Source organism: Pseudoflavonifractor sp. AF19-9AC, assembly GCF_003478995.1.
Classification (GTDB): Bacteria; Bacillota; Clostridia; order Oscillospirales; family Oscillospiraceae; genus Lawsonibacter.
The window spans coordinates 467,875-491,129 of sequence record NZ_QUGI01000001.1; the positions used below are offsets into that span (position 1 = coordinate 467,875).

Annotated in this window: 20 protein-coding genes, 1 tRNA gene and 1 pseudogene; 16 read left to right on the forward strand and 6 right to left on the reverse strand. The window is 55.1% G+C overall.

The features are described from left to right. Positions 1-4: 4 nt before the first annotated feature. The 4 genes from DWX58_RS02235 to DWX58_RS02250 form a co-directional block, all read right to left on the reverse strand. Entirely contained in the window at positions 5-2,107 is a 2,103-nt protein-coding gene (locus DWX58_RS02235; RefSeq protein ID WP_347559144.1) for a sodium-translocating pyrophosphatase, read from the reverse strand. Positions 2,108-2,310: 203 nt separating this feature from the next. Beyond that, entirely contained in the window at positions 2,311-3,747 is a 1,437-nt protein-coding gene (locus DWX58_RS02240; RefSeq protein ID WP_118641372.1) for a TrkH family potassium uptake protein, read from the reverse strand. Beyond that, on the reverse strand, positions 3,744-5,153 hold the full coding sequence (gene trkA, locus DWX58_RS02245; RefSeq protein WP_118641373.1) for a Trk system potassium transporter TrkA: 1,410 nt from the start codon (positions 5,151-5,153) through the stop codon (positions 3,744-3,746). The genes DWX58_RS02240 and trkA overlap by 4 nt, the downstream gene beginning before the upstream one ends. A gap of 107 nt (positions 5,154-5,260) precedes the next feature. Then, positions 5,261-5,962: a hypothetical protein gene (locus tag DWX58_RS02250; protein ID WP_118641374.1), complete on the reverse strand. Its 702-nt coding sequence runs from the start codon at positions 5,960-5,962 to the stop codon at positions 5,261-5,263. 366 nt (positions 5,963-6,328) lie between these two features. Between DWX58_RS02250 and DWX58_RS02255 the strand changes: the two genes are divergently transcribed. Continuing rightward, positions 6,329-7,231, forward strand: coding sequence for a hypothetical protein (locus tag DWX58_RS02255; RefSeq protein WP_118641375.1), 903 nt, complete (start codon positions 6,329-6,331; stop codon positions 7,229-7,231). Positions 7,232-7,359: 128 nt separating this feature from the next. Further along, positions 7,360-8,262 carry a hypothetical protein gene (locus DWX58_RS02260; RefSeq protein WP_118641376.1) on the forward strand — a complete coding sequence of 301 codons (903 nt, stop codon included), beginning with the start codon at positions 7,360-7,362 and terminating at the stop codon, positions 8,260-8,262. A gap of 65 nt (positions 8,263-8,327) precedes the next feature. On the opposite strand, the gene DWX58_RS02265 is transcribed toward DWX58_RS02260, so the two are convergent. Continuing rightward, entirely contained in the window at positions 8,328-10,412 is a 2,085-nt protein-coding gene (locus DWX58_RS02265; protein ID WP_118641377.1) for a histidine kinase dimerization/phospho-acceptor domain-containing protein, read from the reverse strand. Next, complete coding sequence (locus DWX58_RS02270) at positions 10,412-11,107, reverse strand: response regulator transcription factor (RefSeq protein WP_118641378.1); 696 nt, start codon at positions 11,105-11,107, stop codon at positions 10,412-10,414. Before DWX58_RS02270 ends, DWX58_RS02265 begins: the two co-directional genes overlap by 1 nt. A 267-nt stretch (positions 11,108-11,374) precedes the next feature. Between DWX58_RS02270 and DWX58_RS02275 the strand changes: the two genes are divergently transcribed. The 14 genes and pseudogenes from DWX58_RS02275 (at position 11,375) to DWX58_RS02345 (ending at position 23,158) form a co-directional block, all read left to right on the forward strand. Next, a tRNA-Arg gene (locus tag DWX58_RS02275) sits at positions 11,375-11,451 on the forward strand. A gap of 344 nt (positions 11,452-11,795) precedes the next feature. Next, the gene (locus DWX58_RS02280) at positions 11,796-12,242 is read left to right on the forward strand and encodes a translation initiation factor 2 (protein ID WP_118641379.1); all 447 of its coding nucleotides are present in this window, start codon (positions 11,796-11,798) and stop codon (positions 12,240-12,242) included. 292 nt (positions 12,243-12,534) lie between these two features. Then, on the forward strand, positions 12,535-12,906 hold the full coding sequence (locus DWX58_RS02290; protein WP_118641380.1) for a single-stranded DNA-binding protein: 372 nt from the start codon (positions 12,535-12,537) through the stop codon (positions 12,904-12,906). Beyond that, complete coding sequence (locus DWX58_RS02295) at positions 12,906-13,802, forward strand: hypothetical protein (RefSeq protein WP_118641381.1); 897 nt, start codon at positions 12,906-12,908, stop codon at positions 13,800-13,802. Before DWX58_RS02290 ends, DWX58_RS02295 begins: the two co-directional genes overlap by 1 nt. Positions 13,803-13,937: 135 nt before the next feature. Next, positions 13,938-14,265, forward strand: a pseudogene (locus DWX58_RS02305) (DNA methyltransferase); the annotation flags it as partial. 77 nt (positions 14,266-14,342) lie between these two features. Beyond that, entirely contained in the window at positions 14,343-14,660 is a 318-nt protein-coding gene (locus DWX58_RS02310; RefSeq protein ID WP_008979952.1) for a hypothetical protein, read from the forward strand. A 130-nt stretch (positions 14,661-14,790) separates the two neighbouring features. Next, a complete protein-coding gene (locus DWX58_RS02315) occupies positions 14,791-15,978 on the forward strand; it encodes a hypothetical protein (RefSeq protein WP_020989459.1) in 1,188 nt (395 codons plus the stop codon). A 522-nt stretch (positions 15,979-16,500) separates the two neighbouring features. Further along, positions 16,501-16,818 carry a plasmid mobilization relaxosome protein MobC gene (gene mobC, locus DWX58_RS02320; RefSeq protein WP_118641383.1) on the forward strand — a complete coding sequence of 106 codons (318 nt, stop codon included), beginning with the start codon at positions 16,501-16,503 and terminating at the stop codon, positions 16,816-16,818. Beyond that, positions 16,818-17,708 (forward strand): relaxase/mobilization nuclease domain-containing protein, encoded by an 891-nt coding sequence (locus DWX58_RS15500; protein WP_243093217.1) that lies wholly within the window; start codon positions 16,818-16,820, stop codon positions 17,706-17,708. Before mobC ends, DWX58_RS15500 begins: the two co-directional genes overlap by 1 nt. Further along, a complete protein-coding gene (locus tag DWX58_RS15505) occupies positions 17,705-18,214 on the forward strand; it encodes a hypothetical protein (RefSeq protein WP_243093218.1) in 510 nt (169 codons plus the stop codon). The genes DWX58_RS15500 and DWX58_RS15505 overlap by 4 nt, the downstream gene beginning before the upstream one ends. A gap of 308 nt (positions 18,215-18,522) precedes the next feature. Further along, the gene (locus DWX58_RS02330) at positions 18,523-19,137 is read left to right on the forward strand and encodes a recombinase family protein (protein WP_118641384.1); all 615 of its coding nucleotides are present in this window, start codon (positions 18,523-18,525) and stop codon (positions 19,135-19,137) included. A gap of 347 nt (positions 19,138-19,484) precedes the next feature. Continuing rightward, complete coding sequence (locus tag DWX58_RS02335; RefSeq protein WP_243093219.1) at positions 19,485-20,669, forward strand: transposase; 1,185 nt, start codon at positions 19,485-19,487, stop codon at positions 20,667-20,669. 276 nt (positions 20,670-20,945) lie between these two features. Next, on the forward strand, positions 20,946-21,359 hold the full coding sequence (locus DWX58_RS02340) for a carbon storage regulator (RefSeq protein WP_118641385.1): 414 nt from the start codon (positions 20,946-20,948) through the stop codon (positions 21,357-21,359). A gap of 194 nt (positions 21,360-21,553) precedes the next feature. Further along, positions 21,554-23,158, forward strand: a complete 1,605-nt coding sequence (locus tag DWX58_RS02345) for a flagellin (RefSeq protein ID WP_118641386.1) — start codon at positions 21,554-21,556, stop codon at positions 23,156-23,158. The last annotated feature ends 97 nt before the right edge of the window (positions 23,159-23,255 follow it).

Consider the following 23,255-nt stretch of genomic DNA (forward strand, 5'->3'; position numbering starts at 1 on the left):
GGATTTACAGCAGATGGAAGTTCACAATCAGGCCGGAGAACACAATGGATACGGTGGACACCAGCTTGATGAGGATGTTCAGAGAGGGGCCGGAGGTATCCTTAAAGGGGTCGCCCACGGTGTCGCCGATGACGGCAGCCTTGTGCTGCTCACCGCCCTTGCCGCCGTGGTGGCCGGCCTCGATGTACTTCTTGGCGTTGTCCCAGGCACCGCCGGCGTTGGACATGAACACGGCCATGGCGAAGCCGGTCACGGATACGCCGCCCAGCAGGCCAACCACTCCCTCCACAGAGAGAATGAGGCCGGTGAGGATGGGAACGATAATGGCCAGCAGGGAGGGCTTCACCATTTCACGAAGAGCGCCCTTGGTGCACAGGCCCACGCAGGAGGCGTAGTCGGGATCAGCGGTGCCATCCATAATACCGGCAATCTCCTTGAACTGGCGGCGGACCTCCACTACGATGGACTGGGCGGCACGCTGCACCGCGCTCATGGTGAATGCGGCAAAGACGAAAGTAAGCATAGCGCCGATGAACAGACCCACCAGCACGGCAGGATTGGTGAGGCTCAGGTCGATGGCGCCGCCAGTTTCCTCCAGCTTGGCGCTGACAATGTCCACATAGGAGACCAGCAGGGCCAGAGCGGTGAGGGCAGCGGAGCCGATGGCAAAGCCCTTGCCGGTGGCGGCAGTGGTGTTGCCCAGGGAGTCCAGAGCATCGGTGCGTTCCCGGACTTCCTTGCCCAGACCGGACATCTCGGCGATACCGCCGGCGTTGTCGGCCACGGGGCCATAGGCGTCAGTGGCCAGAGTAATACCCAGAGTGGACAGCATGCCCACAGCGGCAATGCCGATGCCGTAGAGGCCCTGGGAGAAGTTGGCGGCGTAGTCGGCGGAGGCGGTGTTCAGGGAACCGCCGGCAGCCAGGAAGGAAATGATAACGCCCGCGCCCACAATGAGGATGGGGGCAATGGTGGACAGCATGCCCAGAGAGAGACCGCCGATGATGGTGGTGGCGGCGCCGGTCTCAGTGGCGGCGGCCAGGCCCTGAGTGGGCTTATATGTATCGGAGGTGTAGTATTCCGTGAAGTAGCCGATGGCACAGCCGCCGACGAGGCCACACAGGATGGCCACATACACGCCCCAGTTACCAAGGGTGAAGTAGGTGAGAGGGGCGGCAATGATGGCAGCCAGCACAGCAGCGGTGTAGGTGCCCTTACGCAGGGTGCCCAGCAGCTCCCGCTGGGAGGCACCCTCCTTGGTGCGGATGAGGAAGGAGCCGAAGATGGAGCACAGAATACCCACAACGGCCAGAGCAATGGGCAGCAGCATGGACTGCCAGGATTTCTCGGGGTAGGCGGCTACGCCCAGCGCAAAGGTGGCCAGGATGGAACCCACATAGGACTCATACAGGTCGGCGCCCATGCCGGCCACATCGCCCACGTTGTCACCCACATTGTCGGCGATGGTGGCAGGATTGCGGGGGTCATCCTCAGGGATTCCGGCCTCAACCTTACCCACAAGGTCGGCGCCCACATCGGCGGCCTTGGTGAAGATACCGCCGCCCACACGGGCGAAGAGGGCCATGAAGGAGGCACCCATACCGAACATGACCATAGTCTGGGCAATCTTGGCGGCCTCAAAGTGGGCAATGTAGCGGAGAATGTGGAACCATACGGAGATGTCCAGCAGGCCCAGGCCCACCACGGTGAAGCCCATGACGGCGCCGGAGGAGAAGGCCACGTTCAGGCCCTTGTTCAGGCTTTCGCTGGCCGCCTGAGCCGTGCGGGCGTTGGCGGAGGTGGCGATCTTCATGCCAACAAAGCCGGCCAGGGCAGAGTAAATGCCGCCGGTGAGGAAGGCAAAGGGGATGAACCAGTTGTCCAACAGTCCACGCCAGGCAAGAAGGAGCAAAACTAAAAACACCACGAAAAAGACCTTGGCCACAGTGGCATACTGGTGCTTCAAGTAAGCGTTAGCACCCTGCCGGATGGCGGCGGCGATCTTTTTCATGGTGTCGTTGCCTTCGGAGAAGGCGAGAACCTTTCGGCGCTGGAACCAAGCAAAGAAAAGTGCGGCAGCAGCACCTGCAAGTCCGATCCAAAACATATTGTCCAAGTCTAGCACTCCCCTTTTTCACCTCAAGCAGACCATTGAATAAAGCTATGACTGCTCAAGGGAAATGTTATAGTGCTATTTTAGCATATGGACACAAAAAAGCAAGGGGATCAAAAGGGGGAGTTTTGCATTTTGACGTAAAAAACAAAGCAAGAAAAATGTTAAAGTATACAAAAAATAAGTAAGTGCCGTCTTCATACCTTCTGCCAGGTGTGACGGCTGAACAAAATCAGAATGGGCATGATCTCAAGTCGGCCGATCACCATGCAGGCGGACATGACAAGTTTTGACAAGGGAGAAAAGGCAGCAAAATTGCCCATGGGACCCACGATCTCCAGACCAGGGCCTACATTGCTCAGGCAGGTAAGGGCGGAACTGAAGGAAGTTGCGAAGGAGAAGTTGTCCAGGGAAATCACCAGAGTAGCGGTCATCAAAATCAGAATGTAGCAGCCCACAAAGGTAATTACGGAGTGGATAGTATCCTCATCCAGCACCTTTCCCTCCAGTTTGACCACTTCTACGGAGCGGGGATGAGAGATGCGGTGAAGCTCCCTCCGGATCGAACGGAGAAGGATCAGGACTCGAGAGCACTTCATGCCGCCGCCGGTGGAGCCGGCGCAGGCACCGCAGAACATGAGCAGAATCAGAATGGCCTGCGAGAACTGGGGCCACTGGACGAAGTCAGCGGTGGAGAAACCGGTGGTAGAAATGATGGATGCCACCTGGAACACGGAGTAACGCAGGCTCTGCCAGATGTTTTCATACAGAGGCAGGATGTCCACTGCAATGAAAATTGTGGCACCTGCCACTACCAGCAGGAAAAAGCGCAGCTCATCGCTGCTCAAAACTTCGCGGAACCGGCGGGTAAGCAGCAGGTAAAAGAGGGCGAAGTTCAACGAGAAGAGCAGAATGAAGACGGTGATAATGAGATCGATAGCAACGCTGCCGTAGGCACCCACGCTGATGTTGCGGTTGGAAAAACCGCCGGTGCCTGCGGAGGAAAACGCGTGAATAAAGCAATCATAGAGGGGCATGCCCGCCAGCTTCAAGCACAGGACCTCCGCCAGCGTCAGCACGCAGTAGATTTGATAAAGAATCTTTGAGGTCTGGGCCTGCTTGGGCACCAGCTTGGAAAACACCGGACCGGGCGTTTCCGCCTGGGTCAGATAATGGGAACGGATTCCCATGGAGGGAACGATGGCGGTAGCCAGGACCAGTACGCCCATGCCGCCCATCCAGTGGGTAAAGGAACGCCAGAACAGGATTCCTCTGGAATGGGACTCAATGTCAGTGAGGATGGAGGCACCGGTAGTGGTAAAGCCGGAGTAGGATTCAAAGAGGCAGTCCACAAAGGAAGGAAACTCGCCGGAAAAATAGAAGGGAAGAGCGCCGGCCAAGCCGGTGAGCAGCCAAATCAGTCCCACAGCAAAGAAGCCTTCCCGGGTGTAAAAGTGCTTCTTAGAGGGAATGTGAGCGAGAATAAGACCGGCAGCCAGCAGAATGACTGCGGTAAAAATGAAGGGCCTGGGTGATTCTCCATAAAGCAGAGCGACAACAAGGGGCAGCAGCATGGCAACAGCTTCCAGTACCATGACCCGGCCCACCACCCGTAAAACCAGCTTATAGTTCATTGGGCGCCCTCCGTTTGCTGGGACAGGTCGCTGGCACCGAAGGTATCCGCTTTGTAAATATCATTCAGGTCCAGAATACCGCTTCCCCGGGAAATAATGATGACATTGTCTCCGGCCTGGAGAGAGGAGGACCCCTCCGGGATAATAATTGCGCCGTCCCGAACAATGACCGAGAGCAGGATTCCGGGCTTCAGCCGCAGATCTTTCAGGGGAACACCCAAATAACGGGTGGAAGGGCTGACGGTAAATTCCATGGCCTCCGCCGCGCCATCGGCAATGCGGTAAAGGGCGTTCATCACGCTGCCCTGGGAATTTTCCATGCCTCGGACCACCTGGAGAATTTGCTGAGCGGTAATCAGTTTGGGGGAGATGACGCTGTCCAGGCCGATGGCCCGGGCGATACTGGCGTAATTCTGGCGATTCGACTTGGCGATTACTTTGGAGATTCCCTGCTGCATGGCGTACAGAGAGATGATCAGATTGTCCTCATCCCGGTCAGTAAGGGCCACAAAGGCATCAGAGTCCGGCAGACGTTCCGATTCCAGCAGCTCCTGATCCGTACCGTCACCGCACAGGACGGTGGTGTGGGGCAGCCGCTCACTGATCAGGCGGCAGCGCTCCTCGTTCTTCTCCACCAGCTTGATTTTAATTTTCATCTTGTCCAGAATGGCGGCCAGATACATGGAGATTTTTCCGCCACCCACAATAAAGACGTTTTTCACCTGGGGCGTATAGCGGCCCAAGGTGTGGAAAAACTGGTCCAGACTGGTGGGGCGGCCGATGAGGTAGAGCTTGTCCCCGGCCTGGGGAACGAAGGCACCATTGGGAATAATGACCTCCTCGCCCCGTTCCACTGCGCAGAAGAGGAGGGAGAGCTTTTTGACCTGAGCGGACAGGTCGCGCAGAGGCTTGCCCACCATAAAGTCCTCCTGCAGCAGTCGGAAGCCCATCAGCTCCACACGCCCACGGCAGAATGTTTCGATGTTGGCGGCAGAGGGGAAGCGAAGCAGACGGGAGATTTCCACAGCAGTGGCATTTTCAGGGTTTATGATCATGTCAATGCCAAGAATACGCCGCAAATCATTCATGCCGGCGGCATATTCCGGGTTGCGGATGCGGGCAATGGTGTATTTGGTCCCCAGGTTTTTTGCGGTCAGACAGCAGACCATGTTGACTTCGTCGGAGTTGGTCGCGGAAATCAGCAAATCAGCGGAATCCGCACCGGCCTCCCGCAGGGTAGAGGCAGAGACACCGTTGCCGCGGATTCCCATAATGTCCAGCGTGTCGGCGGCCCTGTGAAGAGCGCTTTCATTGGAGTCCACAACAACGACGTCATGTTCCTCCCGCACCAGTTGTTCCGCCAGTGTAAATCCAACTTTTCCATTGCCCACAATGACAATTTTCATTCAGAGCACCCTTTCCAGCAAAATCAAGATTTTCTCCTGAATCAAGCACAAAACACACAATATCCCCTGTCAGAAGTGAAAACGGCACACAGGGAAACGAAATGGATTCAGATTGTCCACTCTCCGTGGACCACACCCACCAGGAGCCAGTTGGAATCCTGGTTCTCAAAGACCAGTTTTAAGGAGCACCAGTCCAGTCCTTCGCCGGTTTCTCCCTGTTCCGGGAAACAAAAATCCACAAAGCGGCCCTGAGGATAGGCCTCTTTCAGATTTTCCAGCGCATTGCCGTGCATCAGAATGCGGTCAATTCCAATTTGCGGGGCCTGTGTATAATCTGCGTTGAAAACGTAGTGCTTAAAATAGTCTGCCATCGTCATTTCAATGGGAGTCCCTCTGCCATCCACAGTCCCCCAAGTGTACACCGTGGTATCCTGGGAGAGATTCATAATTTCTTCCCGGGAAAAGACACGGTCCGAATCCGGATCTACTGTGGAGTAAGGGGTAAAGGTGACACCCTTGGCAGGATGGACAAAAGAGGCCACTGTACTGTAGTCCTGCTGACGCAGGGCCCGGACTACGGTGCAGGCGGCATTCAGAAGAGGAAAATTGCTGCTGTTGTCCAAGGGAGGCGTATTTGAGGGCGTCTGTGTGCCCACAGAATTGGCGTCGGAGGATTGGACAGAAACAGTATGGCTCAAAGCCGGAGCAGCCGGGACAGAGGGCTTATCCCAGGGCATGGGCAGCAGACTGCCCACCAGCAGACCTACGATTAGACACAAAAAGGAAGAAAAGAAAAAGGAACGCTTCATAAAAAGAAAACCTCCTGGGAACATGTGACCAGGGCAAAAACTCCCGGAAATCAATGCCGGACAAGGGAAAGACCCCGGTTGCTGCAGATGCCGTCGGCACTGTCAGACGCAGCGCATGGATTGGAGGATAGAATCCGACAATTTTATAATGAGTATGAGACATTATAGTATAAAAGAGAGGAGAGGTCAAGGATAGGAGGTCATCAGAACAAAGAGCGCAGAGAAGAATACAGGCCAAAATGGACACATTTCCTCGGTTCTTCCACCACAATCCTTGGCAGCGGGGGAAGCGGGGTGGTATAATAAATTTGGGAAATTCCTCGCATTCGTGCCTTGATGCCGAACATGTTGTGAGGAGGGATTGGAATGAATGGCAGCAGAAACCATCTGAAAAAGCTCTGCCTTGTGTGTCTGCTGCTGTCCCTGTTCTGCCTGCCGGTCCATGCCGATGTGGGTCCCAAGCCCTCAGTGACCATTACCCTGGAGGGAGTGGGGGGACAGGCGTGCTGGGGAACTCTGCTGACGCCCCAGCGCTCCACTGGACCCTATAGCGCATCGGATACGCTGGAGCTGTCCGAGGGGCTGGAGTCGGGAGAGCGGGAGGCCTGGGAGCAGTTTTTCCGACTGGAGCAGGAGAACGGGGAGGGACTCTCCTTTCTTAACTATGTGGATGACTGCTCCGATGGACAGTTCAGCTGGACCTACCGCCCGCCATCGGAATTCCAGCTTGCCCTCTGGTTTCCCGAGACTAAGACTCTGCTGGTCAGTGAGCGGGAGGAGAGCTACGCCTTTGACAGCTACTTTGCCTTCTCCCTGAAGGAGGTCATTCTGACGGAAGGGGAACAGACTGGCCTGCCCCTAGCTCACAGCTACCCCTACGGAAGGGAATTTCTGGCCTTTCTGGGCCGGGTTGCCCTTACGGTGGGAATCGAGCTGCTGATCGCCTGGGGAGTGGGGTTCCGGAGCCGCCGACAGCTGAACATCATTCTAATTGCCAACCTGATTACCCAAGGACTTCTGAATCTGGGGCTCAATCTTTACACCTATTTCTGCGGGGCGCTTGTCGGAATGGCCGGGATTCTTATGCTGCCGGTCTATCTGCTGGCTGAACTGATGGTGGTGGCAGTGGAGCTGTGCCTTTACCGCAGGCTGCTGGCGGGGCGGGAGGGAATGTCTAGGGAACGGGTGACGGCCTATACCTGGGCGGCCAATCTGTTGTCTCTGCTTGTGGGATACATCCTGTCTTTCCTGCTGTCTGGCCTGTTTTGAGCCCATGAGGGCTGAGCGGATGATAACTCATGCACGACAAAAGGGAAAGGAGAGGACCACCAGGAAAAGAGCGGAAAAAGTTCATTGTATTCGCTGCCTTGCTGATGATACTGTGAGGAGGAATTGGAATGAAAGAAAAAAGGAACCGTTTGAAAAAGTTCTGCCTTGTGTGTCTGCTGCTGCCCCTGTTCTGCCTGCCCGTTCACGCCGATGTGGCGCCCAAGCCCTCCATAACCGTGGATCTGAAAGGCCTGGAGGGCCGGACGTGCTGGGGAACACTCCTCTCTGCCCAGGAATCCACCGGCCGCTTTGGAACGGTGGATTCCCTGGACCACCCTGAGTGGTATGCTGCGGAGAAGTGGGAGGCCAAAGAGCAGTTTTTCCGGCTGGGGCAGGAGAACGAGGAGGGGTTTTATTTTCTCGACTATATGGATGACTGCTCCGACGGTCAGTTTATCTGGCCCTCCTATCCGCCCTCGGAATTTCAGCTGGCCCTGTGGTTTCCCGATACCAAGACCCTGCTGGTCAGTGAGACGGAGAAACGCTATGCCTTTGACAGCTACTTTACTCTGTCCCTGGAGGAGCTCACATTGACACAGGGCGAGCAGACCGGACTGCCCCTGTCCCACAGCTACCCATATGGAAAGGAGCTTTTGGCCTTTCTGGGGCGGGTGGCCCTTACCGTTGGAATCGAGGTGCTGGCCGCGCTGCCCTTCGGCCTCTGGAGGCGCCGGCAGCTGAAGGTTATCCTGAAGACCAATATCGCCACCCAGGGATGCCTGAACGTGGGAGTCAATCTGTTCACCTATTTCGGTGGAGCGCTGGCAGGGGCAACCATGATTTTCATGACGCCGGTGTACCTGCTGGCCGAGCTGGTGGTGGTGGGGCAGGAGCTGATCACGTACCACCGCCTGCTGTCCGGGCAGGAGGGCGTGACCAAGGGGCGGGTGACGGCCTATACCTGGACAGCCAACGCACTGTCCTTTGTCGTTGGATATTTGCTGTCCTTCCAGGTCTCTGTCCTGTTCTAATCTTTGAAAAGCCGTGCGGCGCCGCCCAACTTGGGCGGCGCCGCTACACTTATAGCAGGGATAGATTAGTTCGCCTGAGGCAGGGAGACGGTAGCTTTGAACAGGTCTCCATCCACAGCCAGGGAGAAGGTCCCTCCCTGAAGCTCGGTGAGGCTGCGGGCAATGGACAGGCCCAGACCGGAGCCTTCGGTGGTCCGGGATTCCTCTCCACGGACAAAGCGCTCCATAAGCCGCTCCGGGGGAATGTTCAATGCCTCACGGGAAATGTTTTTCACAGACAGAGAGACCTGTCCCTTGCCCCGTGTCAGATCCAGATAGACCCGAGTGCCCTCCATGGCGTACTTGGCGCAGTTGGACAGCAGGTTGTCGATCACTCGCCACAGATGCCGTCCGTCGGCATATACCCAGGTTTCCCCTTCGGGCAAGTTGGAGACCACGGTCAGCTTTCGCTCCTCCAGTTTTTCCGTCCACTCACCCAGAGCCTGGTCGATGAGCTGTGCCATGCCGATTTTTTCCCGGTTGACACTCAGCACACCGGTGGATGCCTTGCTGGCCTCCACCAGGTCTTCCGTGAGTTTTTTCAGGCGCTGAGACTTGCGGTCCAATACCTCAATGTACTCCAGAGCCTTGGGGTCATCTTGGCGGGTAGCCTTCAGGAGATTGACGTAATTGATAATCGAGGTGAGAGGGGTTTTCAGGTCGTGGGAGACGTTGGTAATGAGCTCGGCCTTGAAGCGCTCGCTCTTCATCTGTTCGTCCACGGCGCTGGCCATGCCCACGGAAATGTTGTTGAGATCTTCTGCGTAGAGCTTCAGGTCCCGGGGCATGCGCTGGGTTTCAATCTGATGGTGCAGGTTGCCGGAGGCCAGTGCCTGGCTTCCCTTACGAAGACGGCGGAAATTGACGGTCCACCAGCACAGAGCCAGCAACACCAGGAAATTGAGGCATAGCCAGAGACCAGTAAAGAGTTCATTATACTGGCCCTGGGTAAACAGCACCAGATTGAGGAAAAAGTAGAGTAAAAATGCCATAATGACTCTCCAGGTCAGGGGAATACTGAGAATGAAATCGCGGATGGTCAAAACCAGCCACCGGATGACCAGACAGATCACGGAGGTTTTCACGAAGGAATGTCCTTTGCACCGTACGGCGATGGTGCGCAGCAGCAGAGACACAGTACCGACGGCGAGGGTGGACAACAGGGAAATGACATAAGTCATGAGACTGGTCTCCGTTGCCGTGGAGGTTGACACTGCTGAATAGTAGGCGTTGAGCAGGGACAGATAAGTATCAGTGGCCTGCAGGCCGCCCCAGAGTAGGAAAAAGAGGACGATCAGAGTGGTCAGAAGATGGATTTCCACAAAGGCGTGCTCCGGCCAGAAAAGGGTAATACCCTCCTGACCTGCCTTGTGCCCTGCGGTCCAAAGGGCGTACCCCAGGGCAATCAGGGCCAGAATACCGCAAACACTGGCGCCGATGATCAAGGGAAGGAACTGGGCGCTGGCAGTGGAGCAGTTCTGATACAGGGCGGTAAACTCATCGGAAATGGTTTCTGGTGGGACGGAGGGGACCCCGTAAGCCAGAATGTAGACAGGAACAGATCCGGTCAATGTTCCCAGTGTGCCCCGACCACCCCATACGTCATAGAGCGATAGGGAACCCCATTCCAGGGAGGAAGTGCTCCATTGAAAGGAACCGTCCAGATCAGAGAGGGTTTGTGGGGAGAGGATGGAATAATAGACCTGATCCACCACCTGGGAGAGCCGCTCATCTTCGCCCAGATTGGATTTGAAAACAGTTCCGTCCGAGGTGCGAAGCTGATAGCGGAAGGCAGTGGCCTCTGCGCTCAGTTCGGTTTCGGCGGTCTGAATGTCATCCTGCAGCTGCATCAGATCCATCTCATCCTGGGTGTACGAAAAATCGTTGGCCAGCAGGAAATCCCAATCGATCGAGTCGATAAAGTACTGGGCCAACTGATCCCGTCGCTCCTGCAGCAGAACGGAAAAGGCAGCGGTGCTCTGCCAGTCCCCCACCGCCAGAATGGCGGAGGAAGCGGCGGACAGTCCCATCTGCACTCCGGCAAAGGTAAAGACTAGAAGCAGGGCCCAGGACAACAGCTTGCCCACCGGGCTGCTCTGAATGCGTGCCATTACACCGACCCCTTTTCCATCTTATAACCCAGTCCCCACACTACCTTCAGCCAGCGGGGGTCGGCGGGGTTAATTTCAATTTTCTCCCGCAGATGACGGATGTGGACGGCCACGGTGTTCTCCGAGCCGTAGGCCGGGTCATTCCACACCTGTTCATAGATCTGCGCGGAGGAGAAGACCTGACCGGGGTGGGACATGAGCAGCTTTAAAATGTTATACTCAATGGGCGTGAGGGCCACTGGCTCGCCATCCACCGTTACCTGCTTGGCGCTGTCATCCATGGAGATGGGACCCACGGTAAGCAGACCAGGTCCCCGATCAGCGCCGCCCAAGCTGGTGTACCGACGCAGCTGGGACTTGACCCGGGCGATGACCTCCAGGGGGTTAAAGGGCTTGGTGATGTAGTCATCGGCTCCGATGTTCAGACCCAGGATTTTATCGGAATCCTCGCTTTTGGCCGTGAGGAGAATGATGGGGACGTTGCTGTCCTCCCGGAGCTTGGCAGTGGTACGAATGCCGTCCAGTTCGGGCATCATGATATCCATTAAAATAAGGTGGATTTCATTTTGCTCCGCCGCTTTCAGTGCCTCACGTCCGTTGTAGGCCTTAATGGTGCGGTAGCCCTCGCTGGTCAAATAGATATCCAGAGCAGAGACGATGTCCTTGTCGTCATCACAGATTAAAATGTTGTACATAGCAGCCTTCCCCTGTCCCTTATAATTTCTTATTGGTAGCATAACATAGACACTTTAAGTTGCAAGTGAGAAAGTATTAAGAAGGACTTAAGAATCCTGGTGCCAGTTCACTATATCATGTTTTATGGTTCCCCGCAACTGAGACAGAAGGGAGCGGAGAAGGGCGAAAAAAGAAAAAATAAGAAAAATAAAAAAACCTCTTGCATTTTGAATTTAGGTGTGCTACAATAACTGAGCTGTCAGGGAGAACGCTCCTTGAAACAGTATGCGGCTGTAGCTCAGTTGGATAGAGTGTTTGGCTACGAACCAAAAGGTCGGGGGTTCGAATCCCTTCAGCCGTACCAACTAAGGTTGCTGAAAAAGATGCAACCCCTGAAACCCTTGCTGCGGCAAGGGTTTCAGCCGTTTCAGAGGACAAAATCGAGCACCAGACGAGATGGAGATGCAAAAGGCCATTTTCGTGATGTGGGGTGATTCGAACCTCTGAGCAAAGAGAAAACAGCGAGAGAATCCCCCGCTGGTAGTTCAAATCGAACTGCCAGCGGGGGATTCTCTCTTTTTATTACGTAGCTGTTTCAGTTGGTGGTATTGCTTGCTTTGTCCTTGGTTCCTTGGTAGTCTTGGTAATAGCTTTCCGCCATGGTTTTGGATATACTTGCGTTGCAAAACGAGGAAAGGAGAGCAGACCATGGCAGACAAGAAAAACCTATGCGCTCAAATCGACATCGCCCTGCACAACCGGGTAACAGAAGAAAAAGACCGCCTGGAGATGACCACCAGCCAGTACATCGCAGCACTGCTCACTGAATACTACAAGATGCAAGATGAGAATGGAGGAATCAACATGACAGGCAGCAGAACAATGGCATTCCAGATCCCCGAGGAACTCTTCCAGCGCATCAAGACCCACCTGGCCAGAGAAACGGCTCGGACCGGCGTAAAGCTCACCCAGCGGGACTTCGTCCTGGGCCTGATCGAGCAGGCGCTGGCGGAAGCCGAAGCCAGCCTGGCCCCACAGGAGGCCCCTGAGAGCACCGAGGAAGCCCCGGAGGACAGTGGAGCCGCCGGTACCACCCCAGACACCAGCGAGGCCAGCACGGAGGCGGAGAGAGACGCAGCGGACATCGAACAATAACACAAGGAGTCAAAGCAAGGGGCCGGAGGAACCATCTCAAGCAGATGCGTCCTCCGGCCCTTTTTTGTTTTTCTAGAAGGGAGGTAAACATGATACAAACGTCAGAAAAAACTCGTTTTACAGAGGTTGAAATGGCCGCTGTCCGAGACAGGGACCTTCCGGATCTGCTGATCCCCCTGGACTGCCAGGTAAAGCGGATCAGCCGTCATTAAGCCTTTTGTGCCCCACGAATGCTGTGAGTCCCACGCTTTCTTACAACTAACTAGTCTAACAGAAAAAGGAGAAATGAACGATGTTGAAGATCACTGTCACCGGAAATCTGACCAATGATGTGGAGCTGAAGATGAACGAAACCACGGGCAAGCCCTATGCCATCCTGCGCATCGCCTCGGACCGCCGCTATCGGGATCAGGAGGGCAACCGGCTTACCGACTTCATCTCTATCAAGGTGCGCGGCCCCCTGGCCGAGTTCTGCGCCGCCTACGCCTGGAAGGGCTGCAAGCTGGCCGCCACCGGCGATTTCGAGACCATCACTTTTTCTGACGATCCCACCCGCCAGCTGGGCTTCCTGATCAAGGCTACGGAGGTGGAGCTCCTCTCCCCCCGTCGGGCAGAGGAGGCGACCGCTGCCGAGCAGAACCAGGGCGAGTGTGAGGCCGCCTGATGAAGAATACTGGGATCATTTACAGCAGCACAGAGCACACCCCTGTTGTGCTGCCTGAGATGGCCGAGCTGCTCCCGCCTTTGAGCGAGGAGCAGCTCGGCGCGCTGGAGACGGACCTCCTGAAAAATGGGTGCTACACCTCCATCATCGTCAATGAGGATCTGGTCGTCATTGACGGGCATAACCGAAAATCCCTGTGCGACAAGCACGGCCTGCCCTATCAGATGCTGGTGTTCGCCTTTGACGATCTGCTGGAGGCCAAGCAGTGGGCGCTGGATACCCAGAAGGGCCGCCGTAACCTGGACAAGTGGGAACTGGGCAAGATTGCCCTGAAGCTTAAGCCGGAGATCGAAGCCAGGGCCAAGGCAAACCAGGGTACGCGAACTGACCTTTCGGCAACATTGCCGGAAAGTTCTGTCCCTGTTGACACCCGCAAAGAACTGGCAGACTCCGTTGGACTGGGCGAACGGACCATGGGCAAAGTGATGCAGATCGACGAGCACGCCCCCGCAGCGGTCAAGGAGGCGCTGGACAAGAAGGAACTGTCCATCAACCAGGGCTACCAGATCACCAAGCAGGTGGAGGATCTGCCGGAGGAGCAGCGGGAGCAGGCCGCCCAGGAGGCGCTGGACATCCTAAAAGCAAAAAAGGAAATCCAGGAAAAGGATGCGGAGATCGACCGTGAGGGGAAGATCGCCGGAATCTTCTGCAAGGCGTATGAAAAGGCGGTCCTGCTGGACCCCACAGAGGAAAATGTCCGGATCTGGGCCAAATGCACCCGCATGACTAGGGACGAGATGGAAGATACGGTGAAAGAGTCCCGTGAATTGGCGGAGGTGTTTCGGATCATTGCCGACCTCATGGAGCGCCTCCTGCCGGAAAGGGGGACGCTATGACGGAAATGAGTGTCCGCCAGTGGCAGGAGCGATTTCGTGTCGGGGATTTTGCCTCGAAAGATCGTGCTGTTCAGTGTGAGGCCGGGTGGTATGACTGGTTCTGCCAGGATGACGCGCTGGCCGGGCGGCTCCACGGATCAGCAATCCTGGACCCGCTGGGCCGCCGAATGGCTTTATGACGCCCGTAAGGTCTGTAAACCCGGTGTCCCTGTGTGCATGTTCATCGACTGGCGGCAGCTTCCCGCAGCCACAGATGCGCTCCAGTGGGCGGAGTGGATCTGGTGCGGCACAGCTGTCTGGGACAAATGCAACAGCTGTCCCCAGAAGGGCCGCTTCCACCAGTAAGCTGAGTACATTGTCTGCTGTGCTGGGGGGCTACTCCGCCACCGGCATCGAGGTTACCGACGCCTACGCCGCCCTGTCCAAGGAACGGATTGCACGGGAGCTGGCCCAGAGTGCGTGACGGCCTGCTGTCTGCCGATTGCCCTTGATAACTCCCCGGGAGGCGGGTATAATGAAACAACAGGAGGAGGTGCGCGCATGAAAGTCGAATTCACTTTTGATAAGGAGCAGATCCAGCAGTACGGATATACTGTAGATGCGGTGAAGCAGACGATTCTCAGAGGCTTTGTCGCAAAGGGTCTGCGCTGTACCTCCGCCGATGAGCCGATGACTTTTACAGACAGCGGACACAAAGAAGATTTCTCTAATGTGTGGGCCATTTTGATGGCGTTGCTTCGGACAGATTGGTTTCCCAAGTTCGCGGCTTCCTGCACTTGGTATGATGATGACGGTACACAGGAAGATGTGCTGTCTCAGGCAGGGAAAGTGTCTGGATACTGTGGGGCACCACAGTAGGATAAGGTAAATATGGCAATTTCCCTTGCGAAAGCAGAGGACACCGGTATAATAAAAAACAAGCCGTTTTGTGCATGCCTGGATACTATTCCGGGAATCTCCGACTGTCTGAAATGGAGGTGAACATGGCATGGAGCAGAAATACATGCTGCGCCTATATGATATGGATCTGCTGTCTTTTTCCCTGGCGGAGCAGGGCATCGAGGGCCTGAAAGCCAAGCTGCTGTGGACTAATGAGGAACACAGGCAGCTCCTGCCCCTGGACATGGAGCTGTCCGATGCCGGTGTGTTGAAATGGCTTCAGAAGCGGGTCATCCCCAAGAATCGAGCCTATGTAGCGGAAATTTTGAAAACCTTCGGCCTGAGTATCAACGATACCAAAGGGATCATCGACGTGTGCAAGGGGCTGTCCCTCAACGACAGCTACTGGGTGGTGCCTGGAGACTTCTCTGGAACCTTCGCACAGTATAATCTGTACGAGAATCGCTTCTCCGAGATCCTCTCCCTGGTGGCTTACACCGGCATCGGCCAAAGTGACGCTGCCTTTACCACCTCGCCGGAACTGACGACCAACGGGATGCTGCCCAAGGCATGGCGTTTCATAGAGGGCAAGGGGATCTACCTGTACAAAGGGGGAACCTTCGGCGCGGCAAACACCGGAAACGAGCCATACAGTGAGTTTTACGCCAGTCAGGTGGCCCAGGCCATGGGCCTGAACGCGGTGTCCTACGAGCTGGAGAATTGGAAGGGCATCCTGGCCTCCCGCTGCAAACTGTTCACCGATATCGACACATCTTATATCCCCATTGGCCGTATTGTGCGGGAGGGTGGGCTGAAAGCCTGCCTGGGCTACTATGAGAAGCTGGGATCGGAGGCTTATGAACATATCAAGAGCATGCTGGTGTTCGACGCTGTGATCTACAACGAGGATCGGCACTTCGGTAACTTCGGTGTCCTGCGGGATAACCACAGCGGCGCAGTGATCGGATCGGCTCCGGTTTTTGACAATGGCCTATCCCTGTTCAACTTCGCTATGCCGGACGATTTCAAGGAGTTGGACAACTACGCCAGAACCAGAGGGACTCCCTATGGCATCAGCTTTGAAACTGTGTGCCGGGAGGTGATGGGGCCGGTTCAGATGCGGCAGCTTCGCAAACTGATTGGATTTACCTTCCAAAGGCACCCCAGACTGAACCTACCCGATGACCGGCTACGGGCGATTGAACGGCACTTGCAAAAACGTGTGCAGCAGCTTTTGGAGCTGACACCGGAACGAAGGGTGCAGTCAGCAAGGAAACCAACAGAGCCAGAGCGTTGATGACGCGGGAGAGTGTGTCCAGCTGGATACGCGCTCCCGCCTTAGCACCTTAACTGTCTACAGAACGAGGTTTTATTAGCGTATCATTAGGGTGCCATTTTTCAATAAACTGTCCACATGATTGGGTACATTATAATTACTTTATAATCCGGGTAGGGTGTCTAATGTGACACCCTACCCGGATTTTTTAACTTTCAGGGTGCTAACATAGACACCCTTGTGTAGAGATGATCATGTCAGAGGAATATTGAGCATTCCAGCCTGCAATAAGCGTCGCCGCTCTGGCCCAGAGCGATGATTTTTCTTTTTCGAGGAGTTGGCAGGCTCTGCCTGCCCGGATCATAATCCACCTACCGCATGAGAAAAGGCCCCGCTTCAGCGGGGCCGAGCCAACGCCGCCAGGGGCGGCGTTGGGCAAGCATCGCGCAAATGTACATTTTGCGCACTTGCAGGGGAAACCCCTGACCCCAATGCCGCCTGCGGGCGGAAGGTTTGCGGCAGAGCCGCAGAAAGGAGGCGCACTTGGGACTCCCCAAAGAAAAACACCATCTGCATATCGAACTGACGGCGGAGCAGTATCAGCAGCTCTGCCAGCAGGCCAAACTCTGCGGGCTGTGTAAACGGGCTTATATCGTTCGGCTCATCGACGGTACGCCGATTCGGGCCAGACCCTCCCAAGAGATTAAGGACCTCCGCACGGAGATCCATCACATCGGCAACAACATCAACCAGATCGCCCGCAGCGTCAATGCCGGTATCGCCACAGCAGAGGATGCCCAACATGGGCTGTTTCTGCTGGATCAGGTATATGAGCTCATGTATCAGGTGGCAAAAAAGTAATGGCTATCACAAAGATTCTCCCAGGTAATTCAAGAATTGATTTGGCAATCCAGTATATTCTAAATGGCGATAAAACTGCGGAACGTGTCCTCACGGCACACATGAACTGTGACCCAGGGCGAGAATACCGCCAGATGATGGATACCAAACGGGAGATTGGAAAGCTGGGTGGTCGCCAGTGCTATCATATCATCCAGTCTTTTCGTCCTGGTGAGATCACGCCAGAGTTGGCTCTGGAGATTCCAAAAGAATTTGCAAGGGAACACCTCTCAGGTTATGAGGCTGTAATTGGTGTTCACGTGGATAAGAAGCATATTCACGCCCATACTGTTTTCAATTCTGTAAATCAGGATACTGGGGAAAAATATCATAGCACCCTACAAAGCTATTATCAGCAGATTCGTGTCATCTCAGACCGGCTGTGCCGGGAGCACGGCCTCTCCGTGATCCTCTCTGGCGAGACCTCCAAATCCATGAGCTACGTGGAGTGGCTGCGTCAATCCAAGGGTCAACCCACCTTCCGCTCCATGCTGGAGGCGGATCTCCGGGAGTCCATTGAGGACGCCAATGACCTGGGACACTTCTTCCTGCTCATGGAGCACAAGGGCTACGAGATCCGCCACGGAAACCGCCTGGGGTTTCGCCTGCGGGGGCAGGAACGGTTCCAGTATCCAGGCAAAAAAATGCAGCCTTCACAGAGGACGGTATCCGCGCTGCCATCCTTGGCAATTTGGAGGAAATCGAGACGGGTCAACGGGCCGCTTTTGCTGACAGGCCTATGTTTCGTCCCTACCGCAGACACCCCAAATACACGGGCTTTTTGGCCCTGTACGTTCATTATCTCTACCTGCTGGGAAAAATCGAACAGCGACAGTATCCCCCCAGGATGACGCCGCACCTGCGGCAGGAAGTCATGAAGTTTGAGCAGTACCGGACACAGTTTGCTTTCCTGCGAGAGAACAACATTTCGACCACTGACGAAATGACCGCCTATCAAAGCCGCACAGAGGAAACGCTGGCCAATCTGATGAAGCAGCGCACTATCCTCAATGTGCGCAAAAAGAAGCGGCAGGCGCTGTACAACGCCCTGGCGGATGTGGAGGCCCTGGCACCGGCCAAGGTATGCTATGAGAAGGGGCTGTCCGGCATGGAGGAAGAGTTTGCCCGCTACATGCAAGCCGTGCGCCTATTGGAACAGCGCGGCGTCCCCTCTGAGCATCTGACGCAAGAAAAAACGGAGGTGTATAACCAGCTTGCCGATCTGAACCGGCAGATCCGCGCAGAACGCAAAAAGCTGGCCTTGTGCCGGGAAATCCAGACGGCAAGTAAGCAGATGGAAGAAGATATCCGCAAAACTGAAACAAGAGGAAAAGTCCAATGGTATGAAGTTAGGTAATGCAAGAAAAATTAGAGGAGAATCAGCTAAGCAGCGCCGTGTAAACGGTAAAAAGGTAACACTGAACCAAGCCCTACCCCTGTGATTTTTGAAACAGAGCCGGAACTCAGAGTCGCATCTCCTCACAGAGTTGGCGGCTTCCAGCAGGTAGTAAGCAGAGTTTTCGCTCCGAGCAACGGTGAGGCACTGGAAGACTCTGCTGAGTAATTTGTTTTTGTTGGATTACTCTGGCATGATCATACCTAGCCGCATTGGCACATTTGGACGCAAAATAAAAAGTATATACCACTTTTTACGGAGGACAGACCATGGACAATGCTATATATGGGTATATACGTGTATCAACAAAAGAGCAAAATGAAGCGCGCCAGCTGACAGCGATGCAACAATTTGGCGTACCCAATGAAAATATAATTGTTGAAAAACAATCCGGAAAGGATTTCCGACGGCCACATTATCAAAGGTTACTCAAACAACTCCACTGTAATGATGTTCTGGTGGTGAAGAGCATCGACCGGCTTGGACGCAACTACAAAGAAATCCTGGAGCAATGGCAAATCTTGACCAAAGAGAAGGGCGTAGACATTGTGGTATTGGACATGCCGCTGTTGGATACACGACTGGGGAGGGATCTGACCGGACAACTGATCGCCGATATCGTTCTTCAACTACTTAGCTACGTAGCGGAGACAGAGCGGGAAAACATCCGCCAACGCCAGGCCGAAGGGATTATGGCTGCGAAGAAGCGTGGTGTACACTTGGGACGTAAACAAATGACTATGCCTGCGGAGTTTTATGATCTAGCCATTGCCTGGAGGAAGGGAAACATTTCTTCCCGCTCAGCAGCTGATCAGCTCGGTATTTCCTACCAGACATTTTTACGGCGCGCCAAGGAAACTGCGGATTGCGTTGATCCACAATAATAATTCAAAAAACACAGAGGCGGTTCCTCCGTTCGCAGGAGGAGCCGCCTCTATCATTGAGTGTGGAAACCACCAGCGCTATTGGTGGTTATGACTCTGTGTAGGCTGTCGGGAAACCCATATTATTGTAAAAAAGACAGGATAATTGTGACAAAAGGTGTACTTTTTGGATTGCCAATCTCGTTTTTGTTCCTTGAGTTATTCACTAGTTTTATCGGCTATTTTCTCGAAAACTTAAGACCTTTCCCAGAAAAATTTCATTAGAGATAGGTCTGTTACTAAAGGTACACCTTTTGGAACACACCTCGTTTTTCCTAATTGAGAAATAATGGGAAGGGGCAGATAGAATGAAAATGAATGACAATCGCAGACCTTCTGCCCCCAAACGGACAACCCAGTACAACACCATCAAAATCCGCCTGTATCCCAATCAGGAGCAGGAAGAGTTATTTCAGAGGACTTTTGGCTGCTGTCGGTATATCTGGAACCGGATGCTGGCCGATCACGAACGCTTTTATTACGAAACAGACGCTCACTTTATTCCCACCCCGGCCAAGTACAAAACAGAAGCGCCGTTTCTCAAGGAAGTGGATCATCAGGCGCTGACACAGGAGTACAACAAGCTCTCTCAGGCATTTCGTAACTTTTTCCGAAACCCTGCATCATTCGGCTATCCGAAGTTCAAACGGAAAAAGGACGACCGGGACAGCTTTTCTGCCTGCAACCAGGTGATGGGCAACAGTGCCACCATTTATATCACCCAGGATGCCGTGCGCATGACCAAGGCTGGGCTGGTTCGGGCAAAATTCCCACGGCGACCCCGGAGCGGCTGGAAACTTACTCGCATTACCGTGGAGCGTACCAAGACCGGCAAATATTACGGTTATCTGCTTTTTGCCTGTCCGGTCCACGCACCGGAGCCGGTGAAACCCACAGCGGATACCACCATCGGCCTGAAATACTCCCTCACCCATTTCTATGTAAGGGATGACGGGATTACCGCCGACCCGCCCCGCTGGCTGAGACAATCTCAGGACAAGGTATCCTCCATCCAGGAAAAGCTGAACCGGATGCAGCCCGGCTCCAGAAACTATCGGGAGATGGTGCAGAAATACCGTCTGCTTCACGAGCACATCGCCAACCAAAGACGCGACTTCCTGCACAAGGAATCCCGGCGGATAGCCAACGACTGGGACGCCGTGTGCATTCGGGACGATTCTCTTAAGGCGATCTCCGAGGAACTGGGCGGTAGCGACATCCACGACACCGGCTTTGGAATGTTCCGCGAGATGCTGCGTTACAAGCTGGACCGGCAGGGCAAGCAGCTTCTGGAGGTAGGGCGCTTCGACCCCACCACCAAGGTCTGCTCCGTGTGCGGGGCCATCAATGAAACCCTTTCCCCCAAGGCCCGCCACTGGGTTTGTCCCGTGTGCGGCGCGGAGCACAAACGAGGGAAAAACGCCGCCGTCAATATCAAAGCCCATGGGCTGGCGTGTTACCAGAATAAACAGGTTGCGGAGGCAGTTTCATAACCTTCCTGCAAAAAGTGATGTTGCCGGCCGGAACACCGGAGAAGGCCCATGCTTCCCGTTGGGGAGCGTTGAGCGAAGCGGCGGACAGTACGCTGCCGTTTCCCTCAGCGTTCTCCAATCCGCGGGAGATCGTTGGGAAACGAGAAGATGCCTCCCCTCTGGGGCCGCATCCGAAGCCCGGCAGGGCGTTCCAAACATTATGACGATGATCATCCAAGATGATCGTACCAGCGCAAAGGAGTGCGCTGTCTCATCAGACACAGGAGGTCTTTTTGTATGCTCAGCCTTTCTCTGCTTCCGGACGAATATCTGTCTATCAATAACGGTCAAATCATTGTACATCTGATCCGTGTGGCAGGTGGCCGCGCCCACCTGCGGATAGAGGCCGACCGCAGCGTTCCCATTGTGCGGGGCGCTCTGCTGGAGCGGGAGGGCGCAGCCCGACCGGAGTGCCTGACACCGCCGCCCCGGAGAAATCCGGGCCACCGCCGGGATCACCTTTATCTCTGGAACGATGACCGGGAGCGGGCGGTGCGAGCCATCCAGCAGAGTATCGACCGGCTGGAGCAAACGGGAGAAACGGCGGAGGCCGACATTCTGCGGACTCAACTGAATCGCCTTATCCCCACCTTCTGGGAGGAAGAAAAGCTTCCCCGTCGCTTGCGGGAGCAGACAGCGGATTCTGTATGACCCCGGCATGGGGCTGAATGTGGTTTCACTCGGTCGACGGGCCGGTTGAAATATAGGAAGCGTGTGGAATGGTACAGACCGCCAAAGGCCACGGTGTCTGTGCCGGACCGCCAAAACAAGAACCTGCACAAAAGGAATCTGTGCAGCGACCAGTAAATACCCACATCATTTCATATTGAAAGGAAGCAATTTGAATGAGAATCCAAAATAATATCATGGCTATGAACGCCTACCGCAACTACACCAACAATACCTCTGCTCTGTCTAAGAACCTGGAGAAGCTGTCCTCTGGCTACAAGATAAACCGTGCCGGTGACGACGCAGCCGGTCTGGCAATCTCCGAGAAGATGCGTGCCCAGATCACCGGTCTGGAGGGTGCCCAGAAGAATGCCAAGGACGGCATTTCCCTGGTGCAGACCGCTGAGGGTGCTCTGACCGAAGTCCATGACATGCTCAACCGTATGTACTCCCTGGCTGAGCAGTCCGCCAACGGTACCTACGAGAACGAGACCGACCGTGCCCAGCTGCAGAAGGAAGTCAAGAACCTGAAGGACGAGATCAACCGCATCGCCGACAGCTCCAACTTCAACGGCATCAAGCTGCTTAACGGCGATCTGGCTGGTCCCATGGTAGAGCAGACGGTTGGTACTGCCCCCACCGGCGCGGCCGCACCGACTATCACCGCTGCCACCGGCGGCCTGGAGATGACCGCTACTGATGGTGACGGTGCCTCTACTGCGGCTAAAATTGAGTTTGATGTGGCCGGTATGTCCATCAAGGCTCCCACGGATGGCTCCACCGGTTCCAAGGTCAAGTTTACCATCGGCGGCCAGGAAGTGGAGATTGATGTTGCCGGCGATATGGACGACACCGCCATTGCGAATGCGCTGAATACCAAGGAGATTACTCTCGGCAGCAAGAAATTTACTGCGTCTGTTTCCGGCACCACCGTTACCTTTACCGCGGAAGATAATACTTCGCTCACTACCGCTGTAACCGACCTCAACGGCACGAACGCTTCTGCCGCGGGCGTGGCTGGCACTGCTGCAGACGCTACCGGCACTGCCTCCACTGCTACCATCGACTTCAGCAACTATACCGGTGCCAACCTGATCGGCGGCAGCATGACCATCGGCAACACCACCTATTCCTTTGTGGAAAAGGCCGAAGACGCTGCTGCAGGCACAACTGCAATTGAAATTGCCAAGGACGCCACTGCTGAGGAGATTGCCCAGGCGATTGTCGATGCCACCGCTGACAATACAGCTGCCACCGGTGCGCTGGATGCGAGCGGGACCAAGGTTGTGCCGACAGAGGTGGCCGGTGGCGGCGGGACCTTCAGCGGTGAGAAGATCGCTGTTTCCTTTGAGGGTGCTGGCGGTCTGATGCTGCAGATCGGTGACACCAGTGACAGCTATAACCAGCTGGCTGTGCGCATCAGCGACTGTCATACCGACCAGATGGGCATTGGCGAGGGCAGTACCGACACCATTGCCGACATCGACATCGGCACTCAGGCAGGTGCCAAGGCTGCTTTGAAGACCATCGAGAACGCCATCAACTATGTCTCCGACGTTCGTGGTACTCTGGGCGCTACCCAGAACCGTCTGGACCATACCATCAACAACCTGTCCGTGATGCAAGAGAACATCCAGGACGCTGAGTCCACCATCCGCGACACCGATGTGGCCGAGGAAATGATGTCCTACACCAAGAACAACATCCTGATCCAGTCTGCCCAGGCCATGCTGGCCCAGGCCAACCAGGTGCCCCAGGGCGTACTTCAGCTGCTGCAGTAAACGTGATGCTGCGTAAATACGCCGTATGGCGCTGAGTTTTTATTCCGAATCGCAGAAAAATACGGGGAGACCAGCCAGGTGCTGGTCTCCTCCGTGT

Excerpts from the sequence above, each read along its gene's own strand:
- DWX58_RS02235 (WP_347559144.1), bottom strand. The coding sequence starts at position 2,107 with ATGTTTTGGATCGGACTTGCAGGTGCTGCTGCCGCACTTTTCTTTGCT.
- DWX58_RS02240 (WP_118641372.1), bottom strand. The coding sequence starts at position 3,747 with ATGAACTATAAGCTGGTTTTACGGGTGGTGGGCCGGGTCATGGTACTG.
- trkA (WP_118641373.1), bottom strand. The coding sequence starts at position 5,153 with ATGAAAATTGTCATTGTGGGCAATGGAAAAGTTGGATTTACACTGGCG.
- DWX58_RS02250 (WP_118641374.1), bottom strand. The coding sequence starts at position 5,962 with ATGAAGCGTTCCTTTTTCTTTTCTTCCTTTTTGTGTCTAATCGTAGGT.
- DWX58_RS02255 (WP_118641375.1), top strand. The coding sequence starts at position 6,329 with ATGAATGGCAGCAGAAACCATCTGAAAAAGCTCTGCCTTGTGTGTCTG.
- DWX58_RS02260 (WP_118641376.1), top strand. The coding sequence starts at position 7,360 with ATGAAAGAAAAAAGGAACCGTTTGAAAAAGTTCTGCCTTGTGTGTCTG.
- DWX58_RS02265 (WP_118641377.1), bottom strand. The coding sequence starts at position 10,412 with ATGGCACGCATTCAGAGCAGCCCGGTGGGCAAGCTGTTGTCCTGGGCC.
- DWX58_RS02270 (WP_118641378.1), bottom strand. The coding sequence starts at position 11,107 with ATGTACAACATTTTAATCTGTGATGACGACAAGGACATCGTCTCTGCT.
- DWX58_RS02280 (WP_118641379.1), top strand. The coding sequence starts at position 11,796 with ATGGCAGACAAGAAAAACCTATGCGCTCAAATCGACATCGCCCTGCAC.
- DWX58_RS02290 (WP_118641380.1), top strand. The coding sequence starts at position 12,535 with ATGTTGAAGATCACTGTCACCGGAAATCTGACCAATGATGTGGAGCTG.
- DWX58_RS02295 (WP_118641381.1), top strand. The coding sequence starts at position 12,906 with ATGAAGAATACTGGGATCATTTACAGCAGCACAGAGCACACCCCTGTT.
- DWX58_RS02310 (WP_008979952.1), top strand. The coding sequence starts at position 14,343 with ATGAAAGTCGAATTCACTTTTGATAAGGAGCAGATCCAGCAGTACGGA.
- DWX58_RS02315 (WP_020989459.1), top strand. The coding sequence starts at position 14,791 with ATGGAGCAGAAATACATGCTGCGCCTATATGATATGGATCTGCTGTCT.
- DWX58_RS15500 (WP_243093217.1), top strand. The coding sequence starts at position 16,818 with ATGGCTATCACAAAGATTCTCCCAGGTAATTCAAGAATTGATTTGGCA.
- DWX58_RS15505 (WP_243093218.1), top strand. The coding sequence starts at position 17,705 with ATGACGCCGCACCTGCGGCAGGAAGTCATGAAGTTTGAGCAGTACCGG.
- DWX58_RS02330 (WP_118641384.1), top strand. The coding sequence starts at position 18,523 with ATGGACAATGCTATATATGGGTATATACGTGTATCAACAAAAGAGCAA.
- DWX58_RS02335 (WP_243093219.1), top strand. The coding sequence starts at position 19,485 with ATGAAAATGAATGACAATCGCAGACCTTCTGCCCCCAAACGGACAACC.
- DWX58_RS02340 (WP_118641385.1), top strand. The coding sequence starts at position 20,946 with ATGCTCAGCCTTTCTCTGCTTCCGGACGAATATCTGTCTATCAATAAC.
- DWX58_RS02345 (WP_118641386.1), top strand. The coding sequence starts at position 21,554 with ATGAGAATCCAAAATAATATCATGGCTATGAACGCCTACCGCAACTAC.